Genomic DNA, 15,184 nt, shown 5'->3' with positions numbered 1-15,184 from the left:
CGAAGCGCGCGCTCGCCGCGATGATCCGCCTTGGAGAATCAGCACACTGTAGGGCGTCATGCTTACTCGATGCTTACCTGTCCCGACCGATGACGAAAAGAGACGCCCCGCGTGCGATCGCATGGCGCGACCGCACGGCAGCGGATCGCGGGAGGCGGAATCATCCGACGATTGCCGGTTCGGGAGGGCAGGTGGCCGCCTTCAATGCCCCTTGCGAATCTGCACCTGCACCTTGCCGTCGCGGATCGGCATGACGTCGGGACTGTCGTCGCCCACCTCGCTCGCGATCAGGTCGTTCAGGCGGCCGTTCATCGCGAGCAGCAGCTCGCCGTGCTTTTTCCGGTCCATCGCGAGATTGCGCATCTCGCCCGGATCGCTCGCAATATCGAACAGCTCGACGTCGTTGCGCGCGAACAAGGCCTCCATCGTCGTCGGCCGGTTGAATTCGAGCGGCGAGAAGTAGCGCGTGAACCGGTAGCGGCCGTCGAACACGCTGCGGATCGTGCCGCGCAACCGGAAATCCGGCTGCTGAGCGAGCGCGCGGCGCAGCAGCTCGTCCTCGGGCACGCCTTTCTGGCGCATCGTGCCCAGTTCCTTCAGCATCCATTCGCTGTCGTAGTAGAGCAGCATCGCGTAGTTGAACAGCGTGGCATCACGGGCCGCGTGCCGCTTCGCGTCGGCCGGCTTCGCGAGCCAGCGCGTGAGGTCGTGCCCCTTCAGCGCGCTGCCGCGAATCGATGCGAGCCGCGCGTCGTCGAGACCGGTGAGACCGAGCAGCGTCGGCGCGATGTCGATGTGCGACGTCAGCGCATCGCACTGCATGCCGCCCGGATACGAGGGATGGCGGATCACGAGCGGCACGTGGTTCTGCGGCTGGTATGCGGTCGCGCCCTTGCCGACGAGCTGGTGCGCGCCGACGTGATCGCCGTGGTCGGCCGTCATCACGACGATCGTGCGTTCGTCGAGGCCGAGCGACTGCAGCGATTGCAGCAGGCGCACGACATGCGTGTCGCAGTCGCGTACGCAGTTGAAGTAGTTGTCCTGATAGATGCGCAGGCGTTCGTCGGTGAACGGATAGCGTCCGACCAGGTTCGCATGCGCGGCGTTGAACATCCCGTGCGCCGGCGGCCGCCCCGGCTCGTCGTACGGCTGCCGCCGCGAAGCCGCGAGCGGCAGGTCGTGCCATGACGTGCGATACAGCGCGTCGTTCGGCGGCGGCGCGTTGCCGAGCATCGGGTGGTTCGCGTCCTGCACCGTCGAGCCGTTCGTGTCGGTGTTCACGAACATCGCGTCGTGCGGGTTCACCAGGTTCACCGCGAGGAACCACGGCTTGCCTTCCTTCGCGAGACGCGGCGCGTGGTTGCGCATCCAGCTCACCGCCGCCTCGGCCGTGATCCCGTCGTACTGGTAGCCGCCGCGCACCATCCCGATCAGGTCGCCCACGCCGAAATAGTCGTCGAAACCGTACGACCGGATCGTGCGGTTGTAGTCGGCCACGGGTGCCGTGTACGGGCTCGCGGTTTCGTGCATCGACGCGCTCAGGTGCCACTTGCCGAGATACGCGGCGTAGTAGCCGGCGTCGCGCAGCATGTGGCCGACGGTGCGCACGTCCGGCGACATGTCCTTCTGCCAGGGCACGCCCGCATTGTCGAGCACGCCGGTGTGCTGGATGTGCTGCCCGGTGTAGACCGTCGAGCGCGACGGCGAGCACACGCAGGCGGCGATCTGGTGGTGCATGAACGTGATGCCGTCGCGGCGCAGCGCTTCGCGGCCCGGCACCGGGAACGGCCAGCGATCGAAGTGGCGCTCCTGGTCGGTCAGGATGAACAGGATGTTGTAGCCGGCGGGCGGCGCGGCGGGCGCGGTCGTTGCGCCGTGGAACGCGGGCGCGGGATCGACGCCCGCGCCGGTGGCGACCGGGGCGGCCGGCGGCGCGCTCGCAGCCAGCGCGTCGGCGCCGAAGCCGGCCGCCGCGACTGCCGCGCCGGCCCGCTTGAGGAACTGGCGCCGCGGGGTGGGTTCGGCGGCGGGGGTGTCCTGATCGTCTTTCACGTCGGCTGTCTCCGGGTCATGCCGGCTCGCGCCGGGGGTTTTCATGCGGACGACTATGCGGCAGGATCGTGTATCGATCGATGAAAGATCAGGGTCGATCGATAACCTGACGAATATGAATGACGGAGGCGCCCGTGACCTACGATCCACGCGGCCCGGCCCGCCGCACGCGGCCGGAACCGCTCGCGCCGCCCGGCGCGCCGGCCCACGAGCAGCGCATCGCGCAGGCGCTGCGCCGGCTGCGCGTGCGCGACATGGAAACGCTCGACTCGCTCGGGCGCACACGCAGCTTCGCGCGCACGGCCGAGGCCGCGTCGATCACGCAGCCCGCGCTGTCGAAATGGCTGCGCGAACTCGAGGACGCGCTCGGCCTGCCGCTGTTCGAACGCACGTCGCGGCGCGTCGCGCCGACCGTCTATGGCGATGCGCTGCTCGAGTGCATCGGCCGCGTGCTGACCGACATGCGCGGCGTCGCGCCTGCGTTCGACGCATTGCGCACCGGCACCGGCCGCCCGGTGTCGATCGGCCTGCTGCCGAACATGGCGCCGCAACTGATTCCGGGCGCGCTGGCGTGGCTGCGGGAAGCCGGCCGTCCCGTGCAGCTCAACGTGCGCGAGGACACGCTCGACCGGATGCTCGCGCAGGCGCAGCGCCACGAACTCGACCTGCTCGTGTGCCGGCTCGACGCGTCGGCGCTGAGCGCGGGGCTCGACGTCGCGCCGTTGTACCGCGACGACATGATCGTCGTGTGCGGGCCGCGCCATCCGCTGCTCAGGCGCGCGCGGATCGGCTGGCGCGACGCGGCCGCGTTCCCGTGGATCGCTCCGCCGCTCGGCTCGCCCGCGCGCGCGGCGCTGGACGCCGAGTTCGCGAATGCGGGCTTGCCGCCACCGCCCGTGCTGATGGAATCGGTGTCATGGCAGACCAACCGCGTGGTGGCCGGGCAGTCGCCGTGCCTGTTCGTGCAATCGGCCCGCGCGTTCGAGCTGGCCGTGCGTGCAGGGGAGCGGGTCGGCCGGTTGCCACTGAAGCTGTCGACGATGCCGGAAACGGTCGGCGCGCTGTATTCGGCGCCCGCGGGCGTGTCGGTCGCGGCCGCGATCGATGCATTGAAGGCCGTGACGCGCACGGAACCCGGCGCGGTGCCATGAAGGCGAACGGAGCCGCGCGCCGCCACAATCTGACGAACGGTTTGCATGCCCGCCGCGCACCCCACGCGGCCGTGCCCCGGGCCGTCGCGTCGCGCGCAAGTCTTTCGGCGAGCTGACTACCGCGTGCAACCGCCGTGCCGACCGCGCGTAACCCCTGATGCACGTGGACGCGCCGCTTGCTACGGATTGGTGTTAAATATATTTCGGCGCGTGTTGGCACCGCGCGCAATACGGGGCGCACCGGGCATCGGCGTAAACCCGGAGCGAAATTCGGCACGAAGGATCGAAAACGAATCGGGCGCATCAGACCCGATCGGACAGACGGCAGGATTCATCTTGAATACCGAACCGCAAAGTTCTCGTTACAGTCCCGGGCTCGCGGCGGAAGTGCTCGCATCCGAGCAAAGCGTGCTGAGGCTGATCACGCGCAACACACCGCTGCCGGAACTGCTCGTCGAGGTCTGCCGGCGCGCCGAGGCGTTGCTCGGCGACGGCGCGTCATGCACGATCCTGCTGCTCGACACCGACGGCGTGCACGTGCACGTCGGTGCCGCGCCATCGCTGCCCGTGCGGTACAGCACGGCGATCGAAGGCGCGTCGATCGGGCCTGCCGCCGGCTCGTGCGGCACGGCGATGTACCTGCGCCGGATGGTCGTCGTCGAAGACATCGAAACCGATCCCCTGTGGGCCGACTACCGGGCCGTCGCATTGCCGCTGGGCTTGCGCGCGTGCTGGTCGGTGCCGTTCCTCGACGACGCGGGTGTCGTGCTCGGCGCATTCGCCGTCTATTACCGCACACCGCGCCGGCCGGGCGACGAGGCCACCGAACTGTTGCGCGACATCGGCAACAGCGTCGGCCTCGCGGTGCACCAGGACCGGATCGCGCGACAGCTCGCGCGCAGCGAGGAACATCACCGGCTCGTGGTCAACAGCCTGAACGAAGGGATCGTCGTGGTGTCGCGCGACGGCGTCGTGGTCGCGAGCAACCCGAGTGCGAACCGGATGATGCGCGTGAAGGGCGATCTCGTCGGCCGCCGGCTGTCGACGGTGATCCTGCGCAAGCTGCGCGAGGACGGCACGCCGATCGCACCCGACGACTGGCCGAGCCGGCGAGCGCTCGAGACGGCGACGCCGATGCTCGGCTACACGGTCGGCTTCGGCCTGGCGGACGGCGACATCATCTGGGTGCGCGGCAACGCGGTGCCGATCGTGAAGCCGGGCGAGCAGCAGGCCGATTCGGTGATCGTGTCGTTCAACGACATCGGCCCCGTGCGCGAAGCGCAGCAGCAGTTGCGCTACCTCGCGACGCGCGATGCGCTGACGGGCCTCTACAACCGCCGCTGGCTCGGCGACCGCATGCGCGAGCTGTTCGGCGGACACGATGCGGCGGGCGGGCCCGCGCGCGTCGCGATCCTGTTCATCGATCTGGTCGGTTTCAAGAAGGTCAACGACACGGCCGGCCACGACGCGGGCGACGCGCTGCTGCGCAGCGTGGCCGCGCGGCTCGCGGCCTGCGGCGGCGGCCAGCACGCGCTGACGCGGGTCGGCGGCGACGAGTTCGTGATCCTCGTCGACGACTGCGACGATCCCGACCGGCTCGCGGTGCTCGCGCGCGAGGTGATCGACGCGATCGCGAAGCCGTTCGCGATCGCGAACAACGAATACTGGCTCGGCGTGTCGATCGGGATCAGCGTCGCGCCGCGCGACGGCGACGATGCCGTCACGCTGATGCGCAATGCCGATTCGGCGATGTACGACGCGAAGCAGCGCGGCCGCAACCACTTCACGTTCTTCACCGCGCAGCTCAACCTGCGGCTGCAGCGCCGCTTCGCGATCGAGCAGTCGCTGCGGCGTGCGTTGTCGTCGGACATGCTGCGGCTCGCGTATCAGCCCGTCGTCGACGCGCGCAGCGGCCGCACGGTCGGCGCCGAGGCGCTCTTGCGCTGGACGAGCCCCGAGCTCGGGCCGATGTCGCCGGCGGAGTTCATTCCGGTCGCGGAAGATACGGGGCTGATCGTCGCGATCGGCCAGTGGGTGCTCGAAACCGCGTGCCGGCAGGCGGCCGAATGGCGCCGCACGATCGCGCCCGACCTGATGCTGGCCGTCAACCTGTCGCCGCGGCAGTTCCATGAAGGGCTCGTCGAATCGGTCGGTCGCTGCCTTGCGCAGACGCGGCTCGATCCGTCCGCGCTCGAACTCGAGATTACCGAAGGACTGCTGATGAACGACACGGACACTGTGCTGCCGATGCTCGAGGCGCTCACGGACATGAACGTGCGGATCTCGGTCGACGATTTCGGCACCGGCTATTCATCGCTTGCGTACCTGAAGCGCTTTCCGCTGCACAACCTGAAGGTCGACCGCTCGTTCGTGTCGGGCGTGCCCGATCATCACGACTCGGTGGCGATCACGCAGGCCGTGGTCGCGATGGCGCATTCGCTCGGGATGAAGGTCACGGCCGAAGGGGTCGAGACGCAGGCGCAATCGTGGTTCCTGCAGCAGATCGGCTGCGACATGCAGCAGGGCTATCTGTTCAGCCGCCCGCTGGACCCGGGCGACTACGCGCGCCGGCTCGGCGCCGTGTGAGCGCGGCGCGCGTTCGGCGTTCGGCGCTCAGTCGACGCGCGGCCCGCCGAACCCGCCGGGGACCGGCGTCGTCGGCGTCGCATCGATCTCGACGCGGTTCTTGCCTTCATGCTTCGCGCGATAGAGCGCGCGGTCGGCCGCTTCGATCAGCAGCGTCGTCGGCAGGCCGGGCATCGGCACGATGGTCGCGCCGCCGATGCTGATCGTCACGGTGTCGCCGGTCGACGAATGCGCGTGCCGCAGCCGCAGCGCCTCGACTGCGAGGCGGATCTTCTCGCCGAGCAGCCGCGCGGCGCCCGGCGACGTGGCCGGCATCACGACCGCGAATTCCTCGCCGCCGAAACGCGCGGCGAGATCGCCCGACTGGCCGAGGCAGCGCTCGATGGTCGACGCGATCTGTTTGAGCACGCTGTCGCCCGACACGTGGCCGTACGTGTCGTTGTACAGCTTGAAGTTGTCGACGTCGATCATCAGCAGCGACAGCTCGCTGCGCTCGCGCGTGCCGCGTCGCCATTCCGCGGCGAGGTACTCGTCGAGATAGCGCCGGTTCGACAGCCCGGTCAGGCCGTCGGAATGCGTGAGGCGCCGCAGCTCGAGATTGGCTTCGAGCAACTGCTGCTGCGATTGCCGCAGCGCGCGGTAGGCCTCGTCGCGCTGCAGCAGGTTCATGTACGAGCGCGAGTGGTAGCGCACGCGTGCGACGAGCTCGATGCGGTCGGGCAGCTTCACGAGGTAGTCGTTCGCGCCGGCCGCGAACGCGGCGCTCTTGATCACGGGCTCTTCCTGCGTCGACAGCACGATGATCGGCACGTCGCGCGTCGCCGGATTCGCGCGGTACGCCTTCACTAGGCTCAGCCCGTCGGTGCCGGGCATCACGAGGTCCTGCAGGATCACGGTCGGCCGCGTCTCGATCGCGGTGGCCATCGCGTCGTCCGAACGCGGGCAGTAGTGGAAATCGATGCCTTCCTCGTCGACGAGCGCGCGCCGCACGGCTTCCGCGACGATCGTCTGGTCATCGACCAGCAGCACCATCGCCGGCACGTCGACGGGCGGCGTGTAGGGGCCGCCCGGCGGGCGAGTCAGGTCAATGGTCATGGTCGAGGCGGGTTGTTGCGGTTGTTGCGGGGGCCGGCATGGGTGTTGCGCGTGTTCATCGTCGGGCTCAGATTTTCGCGAGCGCCGCCAGCTCGCCCGCGATGCGCCCGAGCGGCAGGATCGCGCGCGCCGCGCCGAGTGTCGCGGCCGCCTTCGGCATGCCGTACACGGCGCTCGTTGCCTCGTCCTGGGCGATCGTATGGTAGCCCTTCATCCGCAGCGCCTTCAGGCCGATCGCGCCGTCGCGGCCCATCCCGGTGAGCAGCACGCCGATCACGCGGCCGGGCCAGTGCTCGGTCAGGCTGTTGAAGAACACGTCGACCGACGGGCGATACGGCGTGGCGGCCGGCTCGCGCGTGTATTCGAGCGTGCCGGCGCGGGTGATGCGCAGGTGGTCGTCGGTCGCGGCGAGCAGCGCGACGCCCGGCTGCGGGCGGTCGCCTTCGCGCGCGACGCGCACCGCGAGCGGTGTCTGGCCGTCGAGCCATTGCGCCATGCCTTCGGCGAACGCGCGGTCGACGTGCTGGACGATCACGATCGGGGCGCTGAAATCGGCCGGCAGGCCGCCGAGCACGGACGCGAGCGCGCCGGGGCCGCAGGCCGATGCGCCGATCGCGATCAGCGGGCCGCCGCCGGCGCGGGCGGCCGTGCCGGCGACGCGCGTGCCGCCGGGCGCGTCGAGCAGGCGGCCGATCTGGTCGATCTTCGCGAGCAGCAGGCGGGTCGTGTCGCCGGCCGCGCCGTCGCCGAGCCGCGGCGTATCGACCGCGTCGAGCGCGCCGGCGCCCATCGCCTCGAACACGCGCCAGGCATTCGCGCCGATGCAGCTCGTCACGATCAGGATCGCGCACGGTCGTTCGGATCGCATGATCCGCCGCGTCGCTTCGATCCCGTCGAATTTCGGCATGATCAGGTCCATCAGCACGACGTCGGGCGGCTGCGCGGCGCACAGCTCGACGGCTTGCGCGCCGTCGGTCGCGACCCACAGCACGCGATGCTCGGGCCGGCGCGCGATCGCGCGGCGCATCGCCTCGACGGCAAGCGGGAGGTCGTTGACGATGCCGATGTTCACAAGCGGAATTCTCCGGTCGGTTCGTAGTGTTGGAGGTGGGCCGGGTTCATGGAAGGGGCTGCCTGTTCGGCGCCGCCGGACGGCATCGGCGGCCGGACGGCACGGCATTCTTTTCGGTTGGCGACGCCCGCATGCTGTCATGCGGCGCGGGCGGCGGCAATCGAAAAATTCGCGCATGGTGCCGTTTCAGTGCGTTTCCTCTATGACGGCGCGGTGTTTGCCGACAGCAGGGGAGCCGGGTCGGCCCGCGCATGCCGGTCCGGCGGTTTCGGCACGACCGGCCGCGGAAGCCGGCATGTTACCGTGGCGGCTTCGATAAAAATGACGGGAGAATGCCGGATGACCGTGCCCGACACCCTGCTGGTCAGCCGCGATCCGTATGCGCCGATCGTGACCGAGCACGACGGCCGCTTGCTGTACCGGATCCCCATCGAGAGCGGGCATGCGTCGTTCCACCGCGATTTTCCGGTCGATCCGGACGCGGTGCGCGTGCTGCGCGACGATGCCGAGCGGTTTTACTTCCTGTTCGCGGCGCTTCACCATCCGTACCAGCTGCGCGCAACGAACCTGTCCGACGCGGAACGCGAACGCTACTTTCGCACGATCCTGTTTGCCGGCCGCGACGAGGTCGAAGCGTTCATGACGGAACTCGACCGCGCCAGCAACGGCGCGGTCGCGAACCTGCTGAGGATCTTCACGCAGGCCGACTACCGGCAACTGCGCGCGGGCCGGTGGTTCGACATGGGCGCCGGTACGCCGGCCGCGTAGCGCCCGGGGCTGCCCGTCATCCGCTCCGACGGGCGAGGCCGTGCCGTCAATGGCTGCGCGCGTACCCCTGGATCAGCGCGCGCATCATCCCCTCGACCGTCGCGTCGAGCAGGTCGGCTTCCTGCTCGGATTCCTCGACGAGCGCGGCATACGCGGTCGCGAGCGTCACGCGATCGACCTCATGGCGTTGCTCCATCAGCGTCACCATCCCGTCCTTCGCCAGATGAGCGGAGAACGCGCGGCTGCCGATGGTCTGGAATACGTCAATCATGGCGGCTCTCCCGTCCGTTGCCGATGCTTTCCAGTGTAGTCGGCGCACCGGGGCTCCGCCACGCGCGGCGGCCCGGGCCCGGAGGGGCAATCCAATCCGCGTGCCGCGACCGGCGCATTCGCACGGGCAGGCCGGCCACTGATCCGCCACCGATTCCCCGGATGAAACATTGACGACACCTGGCCCGGGCACGGTGTTCACGCCGTTCAACGTTTACCCGAAGCAGCAAATTGTCGACTATTTATCGATAAAGTCTCGTGTTAGATTGCGCCGTCAGAGCCCGGTCCAAACCGGGCAGGCGGCGCGTTGCCAAGGCGCCGTGCATTCGACACAAGGAGGAGCAATGCTGGTGCTGATTGGGGTGCCGATCGTCGTGATCGGTTTTGCGCTGCGCTTCAATGCGCTGCTGGTGGTCACGATCGCAGGGCTCGCGACGGGGCTGGCGGGCGGGCTGAATCTCGTCGACATCGTCAGCGCGTTCGGCAAGGCGTTCACCGAAAACCGCTACATGGGGCTCATCTGGCTGACGCTGCCGGTGATCGCGCTGCTCGAGCGCAACGGGCTCAAGGAGCAGGCGAAGCGGATGATCTCGCGCGTGCAGGCGGCCACCACGGGCCGCGTGCTGATGCTGTACTTCGTGCTGCGCCAGGCGACGGCCGCGCTCGGTCTCACGTCGCTCGGCGGCCATGCGCAGATGGTGCGGCCGCTGATCGCGCCGATGGCCGAGGCCGCCGCGGTCAACCGGCATGGCGAGCTGCCCGAGTCGGTGCGCCAGCAGATCCGCGCGCATGCGTCGGGCGCCGACAACGTCGCCGTGTTCTTCGGCGAGGACATCTTCATCGCGATCCAGTCGATCCTGCTGATCAAGGGCTTTCTCGAACAGAACGGCATCTCGATCGAGCCGCTGCATTTGTCGGTGTGGGCGATCCCGACCGCGATCGCGGCACTCCTGATCCACTGCACGCGCCTCGCGTTGCTGGATCGCAGGCTTACGCGCGGCTTCGGCCTGGTGGGGCAGGAGGGCACGCGATGATCGGCCTCGAATCGCTGTACACGCTCGCGGGGCTGATGTTCGCCGCGTTCGCCTACTTCAACCTGACGGATCGCACGAACCCGCGCCGCATCGTCAATTTCGCGTTCTGGGCGATCTACGCGCTCACGTTCCTGTTCGGCGCGCTGCTGCCGCATTTCGTGACGGGCTGCCTCGCGATCGCGCTCGCGGTGATCGCCGGCTCGGGCAAGCTCGGGCGCGGCAAGTCCGACGAAGCCGGGGAAGCGGCGGCCTCGCGACGCGAGACGCTCGCGCAGCGTTTCGGCAACACGCTGTTCCTGCCCGCGCTGCTGATTCCGGTCGTCACGCTGATCGGCACGTTCGCGCTGAAGCTCGTGCCGTTCGTCGACCCGAAGAGCGTGACGCTGATCTCGCTCGTGCTCGGCACGCTCGTCGCGTTCGCCGTCGCGCTCGCGATGCTGCGCGATTCGCCCGTGCATGCGGTGAAGGAGGCGCGCCACACGATGGACGCGGTCGGCTGGGCCGCGATCCTGCCGCAGATGCTCGCGGCGCTCGGCGCGCTGTTCGCGGTCGCGGGTGTCGGCGGCGTGGTGTCGGGGCTCGTAAGGGAGTGGGTGCCGATCGATTCGCCGTTCGCGGTGGTCGCGGCCTACACGGTCGGCATGGCGCTGTTCACGATGATCATGGGCAACGGCTTCGCCGCGTTCCCCGTGATGACGGCCGGCATCGGCCTGCCGCTGATCGTCCACCAGTTCCACGGCAACCCGGCGATCGTCGGCGCGATCGGGATGCTGAGCGGCTTCTGCGGTACGCTGATGACGCCGATGGCCGCGAACTTCAACATCGTGCCGGCGGCGCTGCTCGAACTGAAGGACAAGAATGGCGTGATCAAGGTGCAGTGGCCGACGGCCTTGCTGCTGCTCGCCGTGAACACGCTGCTGATGTACGCGTTCGCATTCCGCTTCTGACGAGATCCCCATGACCGACCGACTGACCCCCGAACTCGCCTCGAAATTCGCGTCGCTCGCGCTCGCGCACCTGACCCGCGAATATCCGAACAAGCTCACGCATGCGCTCGAAGGCCCGCACGACGTGCAGGGGCCGCGCGCACTTCACCCGATCTTCTACGGCAGCTACGACTGGCACTCGTGCGTGCACGGCTACTGGCTCGTGCTGCGCGTGCTCGAACGCTACCCGGCATTGCCGGAGGCCGAACGCATCGTCGCGATCGTCGACGCGCACTTCACCGACGCGAACGTCGCCGGCGAGCGCGCGTATCTCGCGCGGCCGCACAACGCCGGTTTCGAGCGGCCGTACGGCTGGGCGTGGCTGCTCGCGCTGTCGGCGCAACTGGAGCGGCTCGCGCTGAAGGGGGCGATGCCGCAGGCCGCGCGCTGGGCGAAGACGATGGCGCCGCTGACCGACCTGTTCGTGTCGCGCTTCGAGACCTTCCTGCCGAAAGCGACCTATCCGCTGCGCGTCGGCACGCACTTCAACACCGCGTTCGCGCTGGCGCTCACGCTCGACTTCGCGCGCGACACGCAGCGCGACGGGCTCGCGGCGCTGATCGTCGATACCGCGAAGCGCTGGCACCTGAACGATGTCGCATGCCAGGCGTGGGAGCCGTCGGGCGACGAATTCCTGTCGCCCGCGCTGATGGAGGCGGAGCTGATGCGGCGCGTGCTGCCGGCTGCCGAATTCGACGGCTGGTTCGCGCGCTTCCTGCCCGATCTCGCGCGCGGCGAACCGGCGACGCTGTTCGAGCCGGCGACGGTCAGCGACCGCAGCGACGGCAAGATCGCGCACCTCGACGGGCTGAACCTGAGCCGCGCGTGGTGCCAGCGCTCGCTGGCCGGCGCGCTGCCGGAAGGCGATGCGCGGCGCGCGAAGCTGCTCGACGCGGCCGACCGGCATCTTGCGAGCGCACTCGCGCACGTGGCCGGCGACTACATGGGCGAGCACTGGCTCGCGACGTTCGCGTTGCTCGCGCTGGAGGCGTAGCGCGCGAAACCCCGCCGGCGGCAAGGTCTTCGGCACGCGGCTATACTCGCCGCTCGGGCCGTATCGCGCAGCACGCGTTGCGCGATGCGGCCATCTGTTTCCCTGCCGCCTCGCCATGGACAAGCTCATTTCCTACGTTGCCGCGATTCACGGACTCCCGGGCCCGGTGTCGATCGTGTCGCACACGACGTCGCACGACCGCTGGACCGGCGACGAGGTCGAAGTCACGCGCGACGAAACCGAATACCGCTTCGACAACGGCGCGATCGTGCGCCGCTCGGTCGAGCAGGATCGCGCGCCGTCCGACCTGCTGTGCGCGGAATGCTGGATCGACTACGACGTGCTCCGCCATCCCGATGCGCAACCGATCGGCCCGACGCGGATCACGTTCGACAACGCGTGCCGCGAGACTTTCTGGCTGCGCTACCACCTCGCGTGAACGTTTCGACGCTTTGGCGCATCACGGCAATCAACCCGGCGGCGCGCCCTCGGCCGCATGCAGCAGCGGCGCGAGCCGCGTAGCCGCTTCCCGCATCTTCGGCACGTTCTCCAGCAGGTCGTTGAGCGTCGCGCGCGCGGTCGGCGCATGCACGGCGAGCGCCGCGAGCACGCGGCCGCTTGCTGCCTCCTTCACCGGCACTGCAACCGCCACCATCCCGCGCACGAATTCCTCGTTGTCGATCCCGACGCCGCGCGCGGCGAGCCGGTCGAGCTCGGCCGCGAGCAACTGCGCATCGGTCAGTGTCCGGTAGGTCATCTTCTTCAGCGTGAGCCGCGCGAGCATCGCGTTGCGCTCCAGCGCATTCAGCTGCGACAGGAACAGCTTGCCGCTCGCCGTGCAATGCAGCGGCACGCGCATGCCGGGCCGCATCTCGAGCCGCAACGGCTCGGTCGTCTCGACGCGTTCGACGTACAGCACCGTGTCGCCGTCGAGCGCGGTGAGGTTGCAGGTCTCGCCGAGCACGTCGACGAGCGAGCGCAGCACCGAGCGGCAGCCGCGCGTGAACGTGTTGTTCGACAGCGCCGCGAGCGCGAACTGCGCGGCACGCGGGCCGAGCGCGATGCCGCGATCGTGGCCGCGCGAGTCGGGCAGGTGGATCACGTAGCCGCGCGTTTCGAGCGATTCGATCAGGCGCAGCAGCGTCGCCTTTGGAATGTGCAGCCGCGCGGCGAGCTGCGACAGCGTGTAGGGCTGGCCGGCCGACGCGAGTGCTTCGAGCACCGCGAGCGCGCGCAGGACGCGCGCGTCGTCGGCGGGCGCGCCATCGGGCGGCGCGGGGGCGGTGTCGCGCATGTGTCTCCTCCGTCGGGATCGGCGTGCGTCCCGGGATGGTGTGTGCGAGGGAAATGAAACGAATTGAACGGTTTTTGTACCACATTCGCGGCGTGGACAATAAATCGGCTTGTACGCGTTCCGCGGGCTCAATAAATTTGGACGAAACATACCGGATTTTTTCAAAACCCCGGAACGGAGACACGGAATGACACGCAGCTTCGACTATGTCGTGGTCGGCGCGGGATCGGCCGGTTGCGTCCTCGCCAACCGGCTGTCCGACGGCGGCCGCCATACGGTGTGCCTGCTGGAAGCGGGCCCCGCCGACCGCTACATGTGGATCCACGTGCCGATCGGGTACGGCAAGACGATGTTCCACCCCGTGTACAACTGGGGCTTCCATACCGATCCCGATCCGAACATGCACAACCGCCGCCTGTACTGGCCGCGCGGCCGCACGCTCGGCGGCTGCAGCTCGATCAACGGGCTGATCTACGTGCGCGGGCAGCAGCAGGACTACGACCACTGGGCCGCGCTCGGCAATCGCGGCTGGAGCTGGCGCGAGTGCCTGCCGTATTTCCGCAAGCTCGAACACAACACGCTCGGCGAAGGGCCCACGCGCGGCACCGGCGGCCCGCTGTGGGCGTCCGCGATCCGGCAGCGGCACGAACTCGTCGATGCGTTCGTGGCCGCGTCGAACCGGCTCGGCGTGCGCACGGTCGACGATTTCAATACGGGCGACCAGGAAGGCGTCGGCTATTACCAGCTCACCACGCGCAACGGGCTGCGTTGCTCGACGGCGGTGGCGTACCTGAAGCCCGCGCGCGGGCGGCCGAACCTGCATGTCGAAACCGATGCGCAGGCGCTGAAGGTGCTGTTCGACGGCGCGCAGGCGGCCGGCGTGCGGTACGTCCAGCATGGCAACGTGCACGAGGTGCGCGCGCTGCGCGAGGTGATTCTCGCGGCCGGCGCGCTGCAGTCGCCGCAACTGCTGCAGGTGTCGGGCGTCGGGCCGGCCGCGCTCCTGAACCGGCACGGGATTCCGGTCGTCGCCGATCGCGCGGGCGTCGGCGAGAACCTGCAGGATCATCTGCAGATTCGTCTGATCTACGAAGTGACGAAGCCGATCACGACCAACGACGAACTGCATTCGTGGATCGGCCGCGCGAAGATGGGGCTGCAGTGGGCGCTGTTCCGTGGCGGCCCGCTCGCGATCGGCATCAACCAGGGCGGGATGTTCTGCCGTGCGCTGCCGGACGAATCGGCGACGCCGGACATCCAGTTCCATTTCTCGACACTGTCGGCCGATTCGGCCGGCGGCAGCGTGCATCCGTTTCCCGGCTGCACGTATTCGATCTGCCAGCTGCGGCCCGAATCGAGCGGCACCGTGCGCATCCGCACCGACGATGCGCGCGACGCGCCGTCGATCCAGCCGAACTATCTCGACACCGAGCGCGACCGCCGCACGACGGTGGCCGGCGTGCGCTTCGCACGACGCGTCGCGGCCACCGAGCCGATGGCGCCGCTGATGAAGCGCGAGGTGCGGCCGGGCGCGGACGCGCAGACGGACGACGAACTGCTCGAGTTCTGCCGGGAATACGGGCAGACGATCTTCCATCCGTCCGGCACCGCGAAAATGGGCGTCGCGAGCGATCCGCTCGCGGTCGTCGACGAGCGGCTGCGCGTGTACGGCACGCGCGGGTTGCGCGTGGTCGACTGCTCGATCATGCCGACCCTCGTATCGGGCAACACCAACGTGCCGATCGTGATGGTCGCCGAGAAGGCGTCCGACATGATCCTCGAGGACGCGCGCGAGGCCGATCGCGGCCACAGCGTCGCGCCGGCCGCCGAGGCGCTCGCGTAGCGCGTCGCCACGCATCACTCGCGTGGCCCGTGCGCCTGC

13 protein-coding genes are annotated in these 15,184 nt (G+C 69.1%); 8 read left to right on the top strand and 5 right to left on the bottom strand.

Annotated elements, in window-relative coordinates:
• Window positions 1-201: 201 nt before the first annotated feature.
• Window positions 202-2,052, bottom strand: a complete 1,851-nt coding sequence (locus tag LGM56_RS07415; protein ID WP_226203850.1) for a sulfatase-like hydrolase/transferase — start codon at window positions 2,050-2,052, stop codon at window positions 202-204.
• 134 nt (window positions 2,053-2,186) lie between these two features.
• On the opposite strand from LGM56_RS07415, the gene LGM56_RS07410 reads away from it, so the two are divergent.
• Window positions 2,187-3,203 carry a LysR substrate-binding domain-containing protein gene (locus LGM56_RS07410; protein WP_226203848.1) on the top strand — a complete coding sequence of 339 codons (1,017 nt, stop codon included), beginning with the start codon at window positions 2,187-2,189 and terminating at the stop codon, window positions 3,201-3,203.
• A 336-nt stretch (window positions 3,204-3,539) separates the two neighbouring features.
• Window positions 3,540-5,789 carry a putative bifunctional diguanylate cyclase/phosphodiesterase gene (locus tag LGM56_RS07405; RefSeq protein ID WP_226203846.1) on the top strand — a complete coding sequence of 750 codons (2,250 nt, stop codon included), beginning with the start codon at window positions 3,540-3,542 and terminating at the stop codon, window positions 5,787-5,789.
• Window positions 5,790-5,816: 27 nt separating this feature from the next.
• Here the strand turns inward: LGM56_RS07405 and LGM56_RS07400 are convergent, their stop codons facing one another.
• Window positions 5,817-6,884, bottom strand: coding sequence for a diguanylate cyclase domain-containing protein (locus LGM56_RS07400; RefSeq protein WP_089497277.1), 1,068 nt, complete (start codon window positions 6,882-6,884; stop codon window positions 5,817-5,819).
• Between the two features lie 67 nt (window positions 6,885-6,951).
• Window positions 6,952-7,956: a chemotaxis response regulator protein-glutamate methylesterase gene (locus LGM56_RS07395; RefSeq protein WP_226203844.1), complete on the bottom strand. Its 1,005-nt coding sequence runs from the start codon at window positions 7,954-7,956 to the stop codon at window positions 6,952-6,954.
• Window positions 7,957-8,295: 339 nt separating this feature from the next.
• On the opposite strand from LGM56_RS07395, the gene LGM56_RS07390 reads away from it, so the two are divergent.
• Window positions 8,296-8,724 (top strand): hypothetical protein, encoded by a 429-nt coding sequence (locus LGM56_RS07390; RefSeq protein WP_226203842.1) that lies wholly within the window; start codon window positions 8,296-8,298, stop codon window positions 8,722-8,724.
• Between the two features lie 46 nt (window positions 8,725-8,770).
• On the opposite strand, the gene LGM56_RS07385 is transcribed toward LGM56_RS07390, so the two are convergent.
• Complete coding sequence (locus tag LGM56_RS07385) at window positions 8,771-8,995, bottom strand: hypothetical protein (RefSeq protein ID WP_039357299.1); 225 nt, start codon at window positions 8,993-8,995, stop codon at window positions 8,771-8,773.
• Window positions 8,996-9,338: 343 nt separating this feature from the next.
• On the opposite strand from LGM56_RS07385, the gene LGM56_RS07380 reads away from it, so the two are divergent.
• The 4 genes from LGM56_RS07380 to LGM56_RS07365 all read left to right on the top strand — a co-directional run bounded on the left by LGM56_RS07380 (window position 9,339) and on the right by LGM56_RS07365 (window position 12,447).
• Window positions 9,339-10,028, top strand: a complete 690-nt coding sequence (locus tag LGM56_RS07380; protein WP_089442862.1) for a DUF969 domain-containing protein — start codon at window positions 9,339-9,341, stop codon at window positions 10,026-10,028.
• The gene (locus LGM56_RS07375; RefSeq protein ID WP_226203840.1) at window positions 10,025-10,975 is read left to right on the top strand and encodes a DUF979 domain-containing protein; all 951 of its coding nucleotides are present in this window, start codon (window positions 10,025-10,027) and stop codon (window positions 10,973-10,975) included. The genes LGM56_RS07380 and LGM56_RS07375 overlap by 4 nt, the downstream gene beginning before the upstream one ends.
• Window positions 10,976-10,985: 10 nt before the next feature.
• Window positions 10,986-12,008, top strand: a complete 1,023-nt coding sequence (locus tag LGM56_RS07370; protein WP_089497272.1) for a DUF2891 domain-containing protein — start codon at window positions 10,986-10,988, stop codon at window positions 12,006-12,008.
• A gap of 115 nt (window positions 12,009-12,123) precedes the next feature.
• Window positions 12,124-12,447 (top strand): hypothetical protein, encoded by a 324-nt coding sequence (locus LGM56_RS07365; protein ID WP_226203838.1) that lies wholly within the window; start codon window positions 12,124-12,126, stop codon window positions 12,445-12,447.
• Between the two features lie 30 nt (window positions 12,448-12,477).
• Here LGM56_RS07365 and LGM56_RS07360 read toward each other — a convergent pair whose 3' ends face one another.
• Window positions 12,478-13,302, bottom strand: coding sequence for an IclR family transcriptional regulator (locus LGM56_RS07360; protein WP_089497270.1), 825 nt, complete (start codon window positions 13,300-13,302; stop codon window positions 12,478-12,480).
• A 187-nt stretch (window positions 13,303-13,489) separates the two neighbouring features.
• Between LGM56_RS07360 and LGM56_RS07355 the strand changes: the two genes are divergently transcribed.
• Window positions 13,490-15,145 carry a GMC family oxidoreductase gene (locus tag LGM56_RS07355; RefSeq protein ID WP_226203836.1) on the top strand — a complete coding sequence of 552 codons (1,656 nt, stop codon included), beginning with the start codon at window positions 13,490-13,492 and terminating at the stop codon, window positions 15,143-15,145.
• Window positions 15,146-15,184 lie beyond the last annotated feature (39 nt).

The sequence above is a fragment of the Burkholderia sp. AU38729 genome (genome assembly GCF_020419725.1).
Classification (GTDB): Bacteria; Pseudomonadota; Gammaproteobacteria; order Burkholderiales; family Burkholderiaceae; genus Burkholderia.
This window is presented reverse-complemented; position numbering and strand designations above follow the sequence as displayed.